Annotated in this window: 17 protein-coding genes; 4 read left to right on the forward strand and 13 right to left on the reverse strand. The window is 69.7% G+C overall.

Going from position 1 to position 14478, the window contains the following annotated elements:
• Window positions 1-57 precede the first annotated feature (57 nt).
• From DKM19_RS38740 to DKM19_RS38780, 9 genes are all read right to left on the reverse strand, one after another.
• On the reverse strand, window positions 58-333 hold the full coding sequence (locus DKM19_RS38740) for an acylphosphatase (RefSeq protein ID WP_110702752.1): 276 nt from the start codon (window positions 331-333) through the stop codon (window positions 58-60).
• On the reverse strand, window positions 330-1196 hold the full coding sequence (gene mutM / locus DKM19_RS38745) for a bifunctional DNA-formamidopyrimidine glycosylase/DNA-(apurinic or apyrimidinic site) lyase (RefSeq protein WP_110702754.1): 867 nt from the start codon (window positions 1194-1196) through the stop codon (window positions 330-332). Before mutM ends, DKM19_RS38740 begins: the two co-directional genes overlap by 4 nt.
• Before the next feature lie 39 nt (window positions 1197-1235).
• Window positions 1236-1964: a ribonuclease III gene (gene rnc / locus DKM19_RS38750; RefSeq protein ID WP_110702756.1), complete on the reverse strand. Its 729-nt coding sequence runs from the start codon at window positions 1962-1964 to the stop codon at window positions 1236-1238.
• Window positions 1965-2186: 222 nt separating this feature from the next.
• Window positions 2187-2366: a 50S ribosomal protein L32 gene (gene rpmF, locus DKM19_RS38755; RefSeq protein ID WP_012894381.1), complete on the reverse strand. Its 180-nt coding sequence runs from the start codon at window positions 2364-2366 to the stop codon at window positions 2187-2189.
• Window position 2367: 1 nt separating this feature from the next.
• Window positions 2368-2922, reverse strand: a complete 555-nt coding sequence (locus DKM19_RS38760; RefSeq protein ID WP_110702758.1) for a DUF177 domain-containing protein — start codon at window positions 2920-2922, stop codon at window positions 2368-2370.
• Window positions 2923-2997: 75 nt separating this feature from the next.
• Window positions 2998-3474: a pantetheine-phosphate adenylyltransferase gene (gene coaD, locus DKM19_RS38765; protein WP_204358428.1), complete on the reverse strand. Its 477-nt coding sequence runs from the start codon at window positions 3472-3474 to the stop codon at window positions 2998-3000.
• Between the two features lie 23 nt (window positions 3475-3497).
• A complete protein-coding gene (gene rsmD, locus DKM19_RS38770) occupies window positions 3498-4067 on the reverse strand; it encodes a 16S rRNA (guanine(966)-N(2))-methyltransferase RsmD (protein WP_110702760.1) in 570 nt (189 codons plus the stop codon).
• Between the two features lie 726 nt (window positions 4068-4793).
• A complete protein-coding gene (recG, locus tag DKM19_RS38775) occupies window positions 4794-6965 on the reverse strand; it encodes an ATP-dependent DNA helicase RecG (protein WP_110702762.1) in 2172 nt (723 codons plus the stop codon).
• Window positions 6966-6997: 32 nt separating this feature from the next.
• Complete coding sequence (locus tag DKM19_RS38780) at window positions 6998-8587, reverse strand: DAK2 domain-containing protein (protein ID WP_110702764.1); 1590 nt, start codon at window positions 8585-8587, stop codon at window positions 6998-7000.
• A 199-nt stretch (window positions 8588-8786) separates the two neighbouring features.
• On the opposite strand from DKM19_RS38780, the gene rpmB reads away from it, so the two are divergent.
• Both rpmB and DKM19_RS38790 read left to right on the forward strand, forming a co-directional pair.
• Window positions 8787-8972: a 50S ribosomal protein L28 gene (rpmB, locus tag DKM19_RS38785; RefSeq protein ID WP_089213390.1), complete on the forward strand. Its 186-nt coding sequence runs from the start codon at window positions 8787-8789 to the stop codon at window positions 8970-8972.
• Between the two features lie 99 nt (window positions 8973-9071).
• Entirely contained in the window at window positions 9072-9659 is a 588-nt protein-coding gene (locus DKM19_RS38790; RefSeq protein WP_110702766.1) for a hypothetical protein, read from the forward strand.
• Here DKM19_RS38790 and thiD read toward each other — a convergent pair.
• The 3 genes from thiD to DKM19_RS38805 all read right to left on the reverse strand — a co-directional run bounded on the left by thiD (window position 9656) and on the right by DKM19_RS38805 (window position 12609).
• A complete protein-coding gene (gene thiD / locus DKM19_RS38795; RefSeq protein WP_110702768.1) occupies window positions 9656-10450 on the reverse strand; it encodes a bifunctional hydroxymethylpyrimidine kinase/phosphomethylpyrimidine kinase in 795 nt (264 codons plus the stop codon). The two genes, DKM19_RS38790 and thiD, sit on opposite strands and share 4 nt — an antisense overlap.
• A gap of 23 nt (window positions 10451-10473) precedes the next feature.
• Entirely contained in the window at window positions 10474-11553 is a 1080-nt protein-coding gene (locus tag DKM19_RS38800; RefSeq protein ID WP_110702770.1) for a hypothetical protein, read from the reverse strand.
• Window positions 11554-11652: 99 nt separating this feature from the next.
• A complete protein-coding gene (locus DKM19_RS38805; protein WP_110702772.1) occupies window positions 11653-12609 on the reverse strand; it encodes a thiamine-phosphate kinase in 957 nt (318 codons plus the stop codon).
• A gap of 51 nt (window positions 12610-12660) precedes the next feature.
• Here DKM19_RS38805 and DKM19_RS38810 point away from each other — a divergent pair, with 51 nt between their 5' ends.
• Together DKM19_RS38810 and DKM19_RS38815 are read left to right on the forward strand one after the other, a co-directional pair.
• Window positions 12661-12894, forward strand: coding sequence for an Lrp/AsnC family transcriptional regulator (locus tag DKM19_RS38810; protein WP_089213386.1), 234 nt, complete (start codon window positions 12661-12663; stop codon window positions 12892-12894).
• 16 nt (window positions 12895-12910) lie between these two features.
• Window positions 12911-13348 (forward strand): DUF3515 domain-containing protein, encoded by a 438-nt coding sequence (locus tag DKM19_RS38815; protein WP_110702774.1) that lies wholly within the window; start codon window positions 12911-12913, stop codon window positions 13346-13348.
• On the opposite strand, the gene DKM19_RS38820 is transcribed toward DKM19_RS38815, so the two are convergent.
• Window positions 13340-14449 (reverse strand): D-alanine--D-alanine ligase family protein, encoded by a 1110-nt coding sequence (locus tag DKM19_RS38820; RefSeq protein WP_110702776.1) that lies wholly within the window; start codon window positions 14447-14449, stop codon window positions 13340-13342. The genes DKM19_RS38815 and DKM19_RS38820 overlap by 9 nt on opposite strands.
• Window positions 14450-14478: the final 29 nt, after the last annotated feature.

Below are 14478 nucleotides of genomic sequence, written 5' to 3' on the forward strand. Positions count from 1 at the left end.
CCAGTAGGCACTCTCGACAGATAACTATACCTTATTTTGGGGGTTTTGTGGAAGCGGTCAGCGCTCTACAAAGCTCACCAAACCGCCTTTGGGCTCATTCCAGTGCTCTACGACCCCGTCGACCAGGCCGGGCGTGTCACCCCCGCGGAGAAACTGCAGCAGTTTGGCGCAGGATTCCTCCGAGCCCTCCGCGACGATCTCCACCCGGCCGTCCGCCATGTTGCGGGCCCAGCCGGTCAGCCCGAGCTCCAGCGCCCGCGACCGCGTCCACCAGCGGAAACCGACCCCCTGCACGCGGCCTCTGACCCAGGCGGTCAGCCGCCGGTCCGTCACAGCCCGGCCTTTCGCGGGCGGGGCTGGCAGCGTGGGCAACTGTAGGACGAACGGTTCATGAACGACTCCCTGATGATCGGGGCGCCACACCTGGGACAGGGCTCGTCCCGCCTGCCGTACACGGCGAGTGACCGGTCGAAGTAACCGCTCTCGCCATTGACATTCACGTAGAGACTGTCGAAGGATGTGCCGCCCTCGGACAGGGCGGCGGCCATCACCTGACGGGCGGCGGCCAGCAACTCGGCGATCTTCGGCTTGGTCAGCGCCCCGGTGGGCCGGACGCCGTGCAGGCCGGCCCGCCAGAGCGCCTCGTCGGCGTAGATGTTGCCGACACCGCTGATCAGCGACTGGTCCAGGAGCGCCCGCTTGACCTCGGTCTGCTTGGCCCGCAGGCGGCTGGCGAACTTCTCGTCGTCGAAGTGGGCCTCGAACGGGTCGGCCGCGATGTGAACGATCGGCTCCGGCACCGGTCTGCCCCCGGAATGGCCCATCGCGGTCACCAGCACGTGCCCGAAGGTCCGCTGGTCGACGAAGCGCAGGTCGGGGCCGCCGTCGGTGAAGGCGATCCGGACGCGGAGATGCTTCTCCGGAGCCGAGTCCGGCTCCACCATCAGCAACTGCCCGCTCATCCCCAGATGCGCCAGGATCGCGTCGGAGCCGTCGAGGGGCAGCCAGAGATATTTGCCCCTGCGCTCGGCGGAGCCGACCGTGCGGCCCTTCAGCCGGGAGACGAACTCCTCGGCGCCGGGGACGTGTCGCCGGATCGCCCGCGGATGGAACACCTCGGCGTGGGCGACGACCCGCCCGGACACCCAGCGCTCCAGGCCCCGCCGTACGACCTCGACCTCGGGCAACTCGGGCATGAACCCCTCCTTGAGCAGGCCGGCCGTCCCCTGGTCGGGTCAGCTGGCTTCGCGCCTGTCCCGATCCTGACGGATCCGGGTCCAGGCCGCCTCGGCGGCCTGTTGCTCGGCTTCCTTCTTCGAGCGGCCGGAACCCGAACCGTACTCCTCTCCACCGACACGAACGATCGCGGTGAAGGACTTGGCGTGGTCGGGACCACTTTCCTCGACGTGATACTCGGGCACACCCAGCGATTCGGACGCGGTGAGCTCCTGGAGCGAGGTCTTCCAGTCGAGCCCCGCCCCGAGCGAGGCGGAGCGGACGATGAGGGGGTCGAAGAGCAGGTGGACGACACGGAACGCCTCGTCCAGGCCCCTGTTGATGTAGACGGCGCCGATCAGCGCCTCAAGGGTGTCGGCGAGGATCGAGGACTTGTCGCGTCCTCCGGTGCCCTCCTCGCCGCGTCCGAGCCGCAGGAACCGGCCCAGGCCCAGCGTGCGGGCCACGTCGGCGAGGGCGCGCATGTTGACCACCGCGGCCCTGAGCTTGGCCAGCTGCCCCTCGGGCAGGTCGGGGTGGTTGCGGTAGAGGGTGTCGGTGACCACCAGGCCCAGCACCGAGTCGCCGAGGAACTCCAGGCGCTCGTTGGTGGGCAGTCCACCGTTCTCGTAGGCGTAGGAGCGGTGCGTCAGCGCCCGCTCCAGGATGGCGACGTCCAGCGTCACCGACAGGACCCGCTCCAGCTCATCTTTGACGACCTGGACGGCCACCGGTTTGATGCTGCTCATACCCACGTCTTCTCCTCGCACGTTTCTCATCGAAGGCGCGATGGCGAAGGGGAGAACGAGAAGTGCCCGAAGACGTGGTGGGCGCCGGGAGGGTACGCGATTACACGCGAACCCCGGCGTCCACCACAGCCGCGGGCGGACCGCCATCGCATGGGATTGCAAACGGTAACGCCGGCCGGGGCCGGAAAGGGACCCGGCCGGCATCCGTCAGTCAGAATGCGATCAGGCGGAGGGCTCGATCACCTGACGGCGGTTGTAGGTGCCGCAGGTCGGACACGCCACGTGCGGACGCTTGGGCGAGCGACACTGGGGGCAGCTCACGAGCGAAACCGCGGCAGCCTTCCACTGCGACCTGCGGGAGCGGGTGTTGCTCCGCGACATTTTGCGCTTGGGGACAGCCACGTCAGCTCTCCTGATCGTTGTTATGTTCGGGTATGAGATCTTGCAGCTTGGCCCACCGGGCGTCGACCACTTCGTGCTTGTGGCCAGGCTCGGCGTCGGCCAGCCTGATCCCGCACTCCACGCAGAGCCCCGTGCAGTCTTCACTGCAGACCGGGCTCAGCGGCAGTGTGAGCACCACCGCGTCGCGGAATGTGGGTTCGAGATCGAGCAGGTCACCGTCAAGAAGCGAGTCATCCTCGGCAGCATCCTCTGCCGAGTAGAAGAACAGCTCCTGGAAGTTCACCTCGGTTTGCAAGGTGACCGGTTCCAGGCAGCGTGCGCACTCCCCCCGCAGCGGGGTTCGCGCAGTGCCCGTGACGAGCACACCCTCCATGACCGCTTCAAGTCTGATGTCCAGCTCGACATCGATGTCCTTGGGGACACCGATCATGTCGACGCCGATGTCCGCCGGGGCCGGGAGAACGAGATTCATCTGGCGCATGAGCCCTGGTCGCCGCCCCAGTTCATGGGTAGAAATCACCCAGGGGGCTCGGGGGTTCAAGTTACGCTGAGTCATTCCGCTCTCATTAGGCATGTTAGGCATGGCGCATCGACGCCGTCGTGCAAGGCCGAACTCAGAGAATACCAGGGCCTAGCCCCTGAGCCGTTCGACCAGGAGTTCCTGCACAAGATCAGGCACGAGGCCGGACACGTTTCCGCCGTACTTGACGATCTCCTTGATACGGCTGGACGACAGGAACGAGACCTCCGGCGCGGTCGCCATGAACAGGGTCTCCACCCCGGACATCCGGTAGTTGAGCTGGGCCTGCTGGAGCTCGTAGTCGAAGTCGCTGACCGCGCGCAGACCCTTCACGATGGCGGGGATCTCCCGCTGCTTGCAGTAGTCCACCAACAGGCCGTGAAACTTGTCCACTCGCACGTTGCCGTACTCCTTGGTCACGGTCTGGAGCATCTGGATGCGCTCCTCCACCGTGAACAGGCTTTTCTTCTCGAGGTTGATCAGTACGGCCACGACAACCTCGTCGTACTGCCGGGAAGCCCGGCCGATGATGTCCAGATGGCCGTTGGTAATGGGATCAAACGATCCCGGACAGACAACGCGACGCAAGGTGAACCCCCTGCTCTGTGGCTTTATGGATTCCCGGCGGCGCGACCGTACCAAACGGACGCTTCGCCATAACGACGGACCCTCTCCTCTTCGTATCCGAGCGGCCAGACCAGGTCCTTACCCCTGCTCTCCCGTTCCACCGCGACCAGCGCGTCCTCGTGAAGCCAGCCGTGGTCCCTCAGCTGCCCGAGCGTCGCGTCCACCGCCTCCGCGGTCATCGCGTAGGGCGGGTCGGCGAACACCAGGTCGTACGGCTCGCCGGTGCCCCTGGCGAGCACCCGCTCGACCCTGTCGGCCGCGAGTTCGGCTCCCGGCAGCCCGAGGGCCGCGATGTTCTCCTTGATCGTCCGGACGGCCCTGGCGTCGGACTCCACGAGAAGGGCGTGGGAGGCCCCTCGCGAGAGCGCCTCCAGCCCGAGCGCGCCCGACCCCGCGTAGAGGTCGAGCACCCTGCTCCCCTCCAGCGAGCCGAACAGCGAGCCCACGGTGGAGAAGATCCCCTCCCTGGCCCGATCGCTCGTGGGGCGGGTCCCCCGCCCCGGCGGCACGGCCAGCCGCCGTCCTCCTGCGATTCCCGCGATGACTCGACTCACCTGCCCATCCTCTCAGTGCCGGTCGGATGCCGGTCGGATGCCGGTCCTGTGCCGATGCCGGTCGAATGCCGCTCCCGGACCGGTCGCGGGCCAATTGCACCTCACGATTCTGATGAATTACGGCCCAACGCTTAAGGAGTGTCATTGCCATGTATTTCGGATTAATCACCGCTCCACGGCCCGGATGATCGACGCGCCCTCACAGCGCGGCGTGTCGCGACGCATCACATAACCGCAGGTCAAAAGGGTCCTGACAGGTGATCTAGGTCAAGAGTGGGCAAGGAGTGGCGACGAAAGCGCAAGGGTCGTTCCGCCGGGTGCCGGTGCCTTGCATGATGAGTCCTGCGGCCTCCAAGTGACCCAGGGGGAGGCCGACCGGCGTGATCGTGAGCCCTTCCGCACGCCGGTGCTCTCGGCACCTGACCCGGGAGTGGGCCCAAGCGGGGACGGCATTCGGGGGGAGGCCGTCCCCGCAGTTGGGTCCATCGGCTTCTCAGCGACCGGACCGTGACCTTCCAGCGGCCGGACAGCCTTTTCCCGGCGATCGGGCACTCGCCCTTCCAACCACCGGACAGAGTCGATCGGCCTCGGGCCCTCTCCAACGAGCCCCGGCTCCTCTCGATGCCGGACCTCTTCTCGATGCCGGACGGAGCCGGTCGGCCCGGTCCCTCCCCATCGGCGGGCGGAGCCGGTCGGCCCGGGTCCCCCGATGAGCGGGCCCGAGCCTCAGGTCTTCTCGAGATATTCGGCGCGCTCGTCGGCGAGGAGCCTCTCGATCTCCATGCGGAGGACGGGGTGCCCGGCCAGATCGGGGTCGTCGGTCAGCATCGCCTCGGCGTCCAGGCGGGCGGCGTGGATCACGTCTTCGTCGCGGAGGAGCCTGAGCATCTTCAGAGACGATCTGCGGCCCGACTGGGCCACTCCCAGCACATCACCCTCCCTGCGCTGCTCCAGGTCCACACGGGACAACTCAAAGCCGTCCAGGGTCGCCGCCACCGCGTCGAGTCGCCCCCTGGCGGGCGTGCCCCCCAGCGACTCGGACACCAGCAGGCACAGACCGGGCAATCCACCACGACCGACCCGGCCGCGGAGCTGGTGGAGCTGGGAGACGCCGAACCGGTCGGCGTCCATGATGACCATGACCGAGGAGTTGGGGACGTCCACGCCGACCTCGATGACCGTGGTCGCCACCAGGACGTCGATCTCGCCCCTGGTGAAGGCCCGCATCACCGCGTCCTTCTCCTCGGGCGGCAGCTTGCCGTGAAGCACCGCCGTACGGAGACCACGCAGCGGCCCCTCCGACAGCATCTCCGCCACGTCGAGCACCGCCAGCGGCGGCCTCCGCTCGTCGTCGTCCTTCGACAGATCGCCCTCGTCGCCCTCCAGGTCGCCGATGCGCGGGCACACGATGTAGGCCTGCCGGCCCAGCTCGATCTCCTCGCGCAACCGCGTCCACGTCCGGTCGAGGAAGTGCGGTTTCTCCGCGGCGGGCACCACGTGGGTGGTGATCGGGGCGCGCCCGGAGGGCAGCTGGGAGAGGGTGGAGACCGTGAGGTCGCCGAAGACCGTCATGGCGACCGTGCGCGGGATCGGGGTGGCGGTCATGACGAGCACGTGCGGGCGCCCGCCGCCGGCCTTCTCCCGCAGCGCGTCGCGCTGCTCGACCCCGAACCGGTGCTGCTCGTCGACCACGACCAGGCCGAGATCGGCGAACTGCACACGCTCCTGGAGCACCGCGTGGGTGCCGACGACGATCCCCGCCGAGCCCGAGGCGGCGTCGAGCATGGCCGAACGGCGGGCGGCCGCGCCCAGCGAGCCGGTCAGCAGGGCGACCACCGTGCCGCCGAACATGCCGCCGGCGGCCAGCTCTCCGAGCATGGAGGAGATGGACCGGTGATGCTGCTGGGCGAGCACCTCGGTGGGCGCCAGCAGCACGGCCTGGCCTCCGGCGTCGACCACCTGGAGCATGGCCCGCAGCGCCACGATGGTCTTGCCCGCGCCGACCTCGCCCTGGAGCAGCCGGTGCATGGGATGGGCGAGCGCCAGGTCCGCGGCGATCTCCTCCCCCACGCTCCGCTGCCCCTCCGTGAGCTCGAACGGCAGCCGCCCGTCGAAGTCGGTCAGCATCCCGTCGCCGCGCGGCGGCCGGGGCGTGGCGGGCCAGGAGGCGGCGGCCATCCGGCGCTGCAGCAGCACGGCCTGGAGCAGGAAGGCCTCGTCGAACCTGAGCCGCTTGCGCGCCCTGGTCACGTCGGCGTGGTCGCGCGGCCGGTGGATCGCGAGCAGCGCCTCCGCCAGGCCGGGAAGCTTGTGCCGGGCCCGCAGGTCGGCGGGGAGCGGATCCTCCAGCTCGCCCATGGTGTCGAGGACGACTCCCATCGCCCTGCGGATGGCCCAGGGCGTCACGTCCTTGCCCGCCGGGTAGATCGGCACCAGCGCGGCGGCGAACTCCTCGGCGCCCGCCTCGGCCTCCTCGAACATCTCGAACTCGGGATGGGACAGCTGCCACCTGCGCTTGTCACCCTGACCGAACGCGCCGACCTTCCCCGCGAACATGCCCCGCCGGCCCGGCCGCAGCCGCGTCTCCGCGATGTGGGACGTCTTGCCGAAGAAGGACAGGTAGATCTTGCTGCCGCGGCCGTCGACGACCTCGACCTCCAGCCAGGTGCCGCCCTTGTTCCGCATCGGCCTGCGCATGGCCCGGGTGATCTCGCCCACCACGGTCACGTGTTCGTCGATCTGCAGGTCGTCGAGGTTCGTCAGCTCACCCCGCTCGGCGTAGCGCCGCGGATAGTGCCGCAGCAGATCGCCGACGGTGCGCAGGTCGAGAACGCTTTCCAGCAGCTTGGCCGTCTTGGGGTCCAGCGCCTTCGTCAGCGGCTCGTCGAAGCTCGTCACCCCAAGTTTCTATCGCGTCCCGGCGACAGAATTCACTCAACGCCGATGAGCAACGGGTAACCGCCCTGCCCACCCTCGTACAGAACCACCTCGATGTCGGGCCTCGTCGCGCCCAGATGCTCCTGTACGGCCCGCGCCAGTCCCGGCGGCGCGTTGACTCCTTCGAGCACGGTCACCAGCTCGCTGCTGGACGACACCATGCGGCGGACGACCTCGAGCGCGGTGCCGGCGAGGTCGGTGCCGATCACCGCGGCGTCTCCGTCGATCACGCCCAGGACGTCTCCGCGCGCGGTCAGCCCCGCGCTGGTCATGACCTCGCGATCGGCCACCCAGACGTGCCCGTGGCGGGTGTGCGCGGCGGCCTCGGTCATGGCCACCACGTCGTCGTCGAAGCGCCGCAGCGGGTCGTGGACGGCCAGCGCCGACAGGCCCTGCACCGACGCCCTCGTCGGCAGCACGCTGACCACGAGCCCCTCCTCCCTGGCGATCTCGGCGGCGGCGGCCGCGACCTCGCGCGCCCCGCCGTCGTTGGGCAGGACCACGACCTCCGAGCCCGCCTCCCGGATCGCGGCGAGCACCGCCGCGAGGGGCGGGCTGGAGCCGGGCTCGCGGCGGACCACCACGGCGCCCGACTCCTCGAACACGGCGGCCAGCGCGGGCCCCGCGGCCACGGCCACCACCCCTCGCCCGCGGGCGGCCGGGTGAGTCCTGCCGGATCCGGCCAGGTAGGTCACCTTTATCCGGTGGGGGCGTCCCAGACGCAGGGCCGCCTCGATGGCCGCGCCCGCGTCGTCCACGTGGACGTGCACATTCCACAGGTCCTCGCCGCCCACGATCACGAGCGAGTCGCCGAGCGCGTCCAGCTCCCCGCGCAGCACGCCCACCGCGGCCGCGTCGGCGTCCAGGAGATACATGACCTCGTAGCCGGGATGGCCGGACCCCTCCTCCGGCTCCGGGCGCGCGGCGCCCTGGCCGGCCGGGTGGACCGGCACCGGGATGTCCACCCGCCCGGTGTAGGAGTCGGTGATCACCGCGGCGAGGCTCTCAAGGATGATCGCCAGGCCCGCTCCGCCCGCGTCCACGACGCCGCTGCGGGCGAGCACGTCGAGCTGGTCCGGGGTACGGCGAAGCGCGGAGCGCGCCTCCTCCGCCGCCTTCCTCGCGATCGAGACGAGATCGCCGGGCAGGTCGCCCACCGCCGCGGCCACGGAGGTGAGCACGCTCAGCACCGTGCCCTCAACCGGCCGGGACACCGCCTCACGGGCCAGTTCGGCGGCTCTGACCAGGCCCCGCCCGAGGTCGGCGCCGCGGCCCTCGGCCCCCTTCAGCACCTCGGCGAGACCGCGCAGCGCCTGGCTGACGATGACCCCGGAGTTGCCGCGGGCGCCGATCATCGCTCCCTGCGCGAGCGTCCGCCAGGTGGTCGCCGCGTCCGCGTCGCCGGGCAGCCCGTCGAGCGCCTCGGCCGCCGAGAGCATGGTCAGGTACAGGTTGGTGCCGGTATCGCCGTCGGGCACGGGAAAGACGTTGAGCGCGTCGATCTCCTCGCGCGCCTTTCCCAGGGTCTCCGCGGCCAGCCGCGACCACCGCCGGATCGCGGACGGGTCGAGGACCTGCAGCATGCCTGCCCTTCCCCCCTCCGGGATGCGCTACGGTTGCCAACGGAGATTATCCCCGTTCGGTCAGTCATGGCGGCCCACGTTGCCGTGCATGGCCGAACATCGGATATCCTCATATGGCCAGCCGGTCGTCCCGGCGTGCCCGATGACCGCCCGCTAGCGCGGCGGATCGGGCCTCTCGACTGATATGAAGGAGCGAACCGTGGCTTCCGTCTGCGATGTTTGCGCTAAGAAGCCGACCTTCGGCAACAACATCTCCCACTCGCACCGACGCACGCGTCGCCGCTGGAACCCGAACATCCAGCCCGTGCGCGCAGTGGTGAACGGCACGCCGAAGCGGCTGAACGTGTGCACTTCCTGCATCAAGGCCGGCAAGGTCACTCGCTAGCCAGACCTTCACGGCAGCCCGTCGTCCCCTCCCAGGGGGCGGCGGGCTGTTGTTTTCCGTCTCACCCGATCTCCGCTCCGGATGGCTAGTGTCTGACGGGTGAGCACCCCCCACGAACCGCTGGAGCTGAGTGTCGGCGCGAGCACCGGCGCGAAGATCACCACCGGGCTCTTCTCCATTCCCTTCATCGTCATTCCGCTGTTCATGATCTCCATACTCCTGCGGCCCGACAGGTTGTTCGAGGGCAGCCTCAGCCCCCTGTCGTTCCTCGCGGCGGTGCCCCTCGCGATCATGGTCCTTTTTCTTCGTGGCGCCCTCGGCACCTTCCGCCTCCGGGCCGCGCTGAAGGGGAGCGTCCTGGAGGTCCGCAACACCTTCGTGACGCACAGGGTGGACCTCGCCCGCGCCCGCATCTGGCTGGACTCCTCCACCGAATACGCCGGAGCCGGGAGCAACCGCCGCCCGACGGGTCGCAGGATCCCCCATCTGTCCGCCCAGGAGCCGGGCGGTCCCAAGGTCCGGCTGGCCCTGCGCACGGCGGAGGGCTTCCTGCCGCCGTACGAGCTGACGGCCCTCGCCGACGCGGTCGAGTCGGGTCACCGGACCGGCCCGGAGGCCGAGGAGACCTCTCAGGCGGCCGGCCTGCTCCGGCGCCTGGGCACCGATCCCCTCACCAGGATTCTCTAGCGCAGGCGCCAGGCGTGGTCCACCGGGCCGATGCCCGCGCCCAGCGGGAAGCCGTGCGCGATCGCACCGGTGACGTATGCCTTGGCCTTCTCCACGGCGGAGGGGACGTCCTCGCCGAGGGCCAGGTGGGAGGCGATGGCGGAGGCCAGGGTGCAGCCCGTGCCGTGGGTGTGCCGGTTGTCGTGACGCTCGGCGGTGAAGCGGAACTCCCGCGTGCCGTCGGTCAGCAGGTCCACCGGGGCGCCGGGCAGATGACCGCCCTTGACCAGCACCCACGTGGGGCCGAACTCAAGGACCGCGTCGGCGGCCCGGCGCAGGTCTCCCTCGTCCTCGACCTTCACCCCGGTGAGCTGTGCGACCTCCCACAGGTTGGGGGTGACCACGGTGGCCGCCGGCAGCAGACGCGACCTCATCGTCTCCACGGCCTCCGGTGCGAGCAGCGCGTCACCGTGCTTGGACACCCCCACCGGATCGACCACCACGGGCACGTCCAGACCCCCCAACACCTCGGCAACCGTCTCCACCAGCGCGGGCGAGGCCAGCATCCCGGTCTTGACCGCCTGGGCGCCGATGTCGCCGAGCACCGAGTCGAGCTGGGCGCGGACCGCCTCCGGAGGAAGCTCCCAGTATCCCTGCACGCCCAGCGAGTTCTGGGCGGTCACCGCGGCGATCACGCTCATGCCGTGCACGCCGAGGGCCAGCATCGTCTTCAGGTCGGCCTGGATGCCCGCGCCACCGCCGGAGTCGGAACCGGCGACGGTCAGCACGCGAGGAGGGGTCGAATCGGTCATGTCCCCATCCAACCAGTCTCAGATCAGGAGACCGAGCACTCCCCCTGGCTGCTCTCACAGGTCTGGGGGATCTCCGCCCGGCCGCGCGCGGTGAAGTTGACGACCAGATCCTCACCGGGCTCCAGGTCCTTGCCCGACTCGATCACCAGGGTGTCGCCGATCTGCTTCCCGGCGGCCCCGCTCACCGAGGAGACCCTTCCGTTCACCGGCAGACTCAGCCTCAGGCCGTTGACCCTCTGACCCGCGGTGACCACGAGCCTGACGGTGTAATCCCTCGACTTCTCCCTCACGAGGTCGACGCCGACCCTGATCGCCGCGGGACCGTTCGGGGCGGGCGCCTCGGAGGTCTGGGCGGGCGCGGGCGCGGTGTCCACCGGGGCGTCGGTCTCATCGGCGGAGAGGGGTCCGGAGGCGGGGCTCGAAGAGGGTTCGGGGCTCTCCTCCGGTCCGGCCGCGGGCTCCGGCTCGTCCGCGAGCTTCGGTCCGTCCGCGGGCGAGTGCGCGCCGGTGGACAGCGGCTCGGCGGCCGCGGACCGGGGGGCGCGGGTGGCCTTGGGCGCGTGGGTCGGACTCGGAGCGGAGGAGACGACGGCGCCACTCCGGCGGGTGGCCTCGGGGGTCGGAGTGGCCTCCGACTCCCCCTGTGCCCCTTGCTTCCCCGGCTCCTGATCGGGCTCCTCGCCGAAGGTGGGATCGCCGGCCGGTTCGTCGGTCTCGGCCTGCGGCACCGGCTGGTTCGACGCCGCCAGGACGCAGCCGCCGGGCGGGCAGTCGGTGCTCGACCCCGCGGGACTGGTCATCACCTGGACACCGACCACGGTTCCGCCGAGAACCACGATCATCGCCGCGACGGCCAGCAGCATCATCTTCCGCCCGCCGGAGCGCCGTTCCTCCTCGGGCCGGACCGGATCGGACAGCGCGGTCTCGGCGGAGGACCATCCCGACCCCAGGAATCCGGTCCGCGTCTCGACGACCGCCGACTCCTCGGGACGGAGCCTGCGCCCGATCGCCCCGTCGGGGTTGCCTGGCTCCGGGGTGGCCTTCGACCTACGTTTTCCCCGGCTGGGGGAAGCGTCTTCCCCGTGTTCCGCATGGCGGCCCATACTGCCCCTTTCCTCTAGGGAATCTCGACCGCCCATCTTCATACCAGTTTAATAACCGTTTGTCGCAAATTTCACTGATGTCACAGCAGGTGGGAAACGTCACTCACGGAAGTGGTCCCAGCCGCCGCGGTCCAGCGAAACGCCCTTGACCTGCACGCCTTCCCCTTCGATCACGTGGCCCACCACGGTCCAGGCCGGCGAGAGCCGTGCGTGAACGGGAAAAGTCGCGGCGAGGGCGTGGTCCTCGCCACCGGCGAGCATCCACTCCAGCGGGTCGGCGCCGAGCTGCCGGGCGGCGTCGGCGATCGAGGGAGGGATGGCGAAGGCCTCCGGGTCGAGCACGAGGGCGACCCCGGAGGCCTTGGCGACGTGTCCGAGGTCCTGGAGCAGTCCGTCGCTGACGTCGAGCATCGAGGTCGCGCCGAGTGTGGCCGCCTCGATTCCGCAGGCGTAGGGGGGCGCTGGACGCCGGTGGGCCCCGATCAGCTCCGCCGGCTCGCCATGGCCCTCGCGGAGCAGCGCGAGCCCCGCGGCGGCGTGCCCGAGCCGCCCGGCCACCGCGACCAGGTCTCCCGGACGCGCTCCCGAACGCGTGACCGGTGCGCGCCCGCCCAGGTCGCCGAGGGCGGTGACGCCGATCACGACCAGATCGCAACGGGTGATGTCCCCGCCCGCCACGCTGGCGCCGACGAGGTCGCACTCGTCGCGGAAGCCGTCGGTGAGATCGTCCAGCCAGGTGAGGGCGGCGTCGGAGGGCAGGCCGAGGCCGACCACGATGCCGGTGGGCACGGCCCCCATCGCCGCGATGTCGGACAGATTCTGCGCCGCAGCTTTACGACCTATGTCGTAACCACTGGACCAATCACGCCGAAAGTGCCTACCCTCGATCAAGAGGTCCGTTGTCACGACGACCCGACCGTCAGGAGCGCTCAACATCGCGGCGTCGTCCCCGGGACCGAGCAATACGGTTCCACCTTGTGGCAAGCGTCCGGCAATACGTGCAATAACCCCGAATTCGCCGAGATCTCCGACTGTGATGACACACCTCCTGTTCATGACAGGGTACGGTGACCTTTCGGCACTGATCCAATCGCCCGGGAGGACGTTATGGTGCAGGCCTATATTCTCATTCAGACCGAAGTCGGCAAGGCCGCGAACGTGGCCAGCGAGATCTCCGGAATCCCCGGTGTCACGCAAGCCGAGGACGTCACCGGTCCCTACGACGTGATCGTTCGGGCCGAGGCCCGCAACGTGGATGAGCTCGGCAAGCTCGTGGTGGCGCAGATTCAGGCGGTAGAGGGAATCACACGTACCCTTACGTGTCCCATCGTTCATATCTGACCATCAGGAATGTGAGATGTCTCTCCGGTTCGCCCGCTGGACGGGGTGCGCCTGCGCCCTGCTGATCCTGGCGGGATGCGGCGGCACCGTCCGGATGGAACCGCCCGTCCCCGAGGGGGCGGCCGTGGCCGCGTGCAAGCAGCTCGGGGAGCGGCTCCCGCAGAAGCTCGACGGCGCGGACCGGGTGGAGTCCACCCCCGCCTCGCCGTACGTCGCGGTGTGGGGGGAGGCCCAGATCGCGCTGCGCTGCGGGGTGCCGCGGCCGGCGACGATGGCCGCCACCGACCAGGTGCCGGAGATCGACGGAGTGGCGTGGTTCCCCGACCCCACCAGGCCGACGCTGTTCACGGCGATCGGCCGGGAGGCCTACGTCGAGGTGACGATCTCCCAGGAGCACACACCGCAGAACGTGCTCGTCGATCTCGCGGCACCCATCAAGGCGGCGCTACCGTAGGCCGGGAGAGCGGTGCAGCGCGAGCTGGATCAGCCGCTCGACCAGCTGGGGGTAGGACAGCCCGCTGACGGCCCACAGCTGCGGCGCGACCGACATCGCGGTGAAGCCCGGCATCGTGTTGATCTCGTTGAGGATCAGCTTGCCCTCGGCGGTGTAGAAGAAGTCGACGCGCGACAGCCCCTCGCAGCCCAGCGCCTCGAACGCGCGGACGGCCATCGCCCGCAGTTTCTCCGTCACGTCCTCGGGGATGTCCGCGGGCGCGGAGAGGGACATGTCGTCGCCGATGTACTTGGCCTCGAAGTCGAAGAACTCGTGGTCGCCGCGGACCAGCACCTCGCCGGGCACGCTGGCCCGCGCGGCCTCGTCGCCCATGGACTCCAGCACGGCGCATTCGATCTCACGCCCCGCGATCGCGGCCTCGACCAGCACCTTGGGATCGTGCTCACGGGCGAACTCGATGGCCCGCTCCAGCTCCTCCAGGTTGTGCGCCTTGGAGATGCCCTGGCTGGACCCGGCTCGGGCGGGCTTGACGAAGACCGGCCAGCCGAGCTCCTGGACCTCCTTGAGGATCCGGTCGCGGTCGGTCCGCCAGTCGCGGTCGCGGACGACGACGTACGGGCCGATGGGCAGGCCCGCGGCGGCGAGCACGATCTTCATGTAGGCCTTGTCCATGCCGACCGCGCTGGCGAGCACCCCGGAGCCGACGTAGCGGACCCCGGCCATCTCCAGAAGCCCCTGGATCGTGCCGTCCTCGGCGAACGGCCCGTGCATCACGGGGAAGACCACGTCGACATGGCCGAGCTCAATCGGAATGCTGCCCGAGTCATAGGCCACCAGCGGCCCTCCGCCGGATGGCAGTGCCAGCCCGGAGCCCTGGGCGTCCACGGCGGGCAACTCACCGCCGTCGATCTCATAACGCTGGTCCCCCGAGGCGAGCACCCACCGTCCGTCCCGGGCGATCCCCACGGGAACCACCTCGTACTTGGACCGATCGATGGCCTCCAGCACGCTGCCGGCTCCAAGGATGGAGACGGCGTGCTCGGAGTTACGACCGCCGAAGACGACGGCGACCCGCGGACGGGGTTCGTGCTGTTCACTCATGAAGACCGAATCTACCCCCTCTTAGGGGG

The organism is Streptosporangium sp. 'caverna' (genome assembly GCF_003203775.1).
GTDB lineage: Bacteria > Actinomycetota > Actinomycetes > Streptosporangiales > Streptosporangiaceae > Streptosporangium > Streptosporangium subroseum.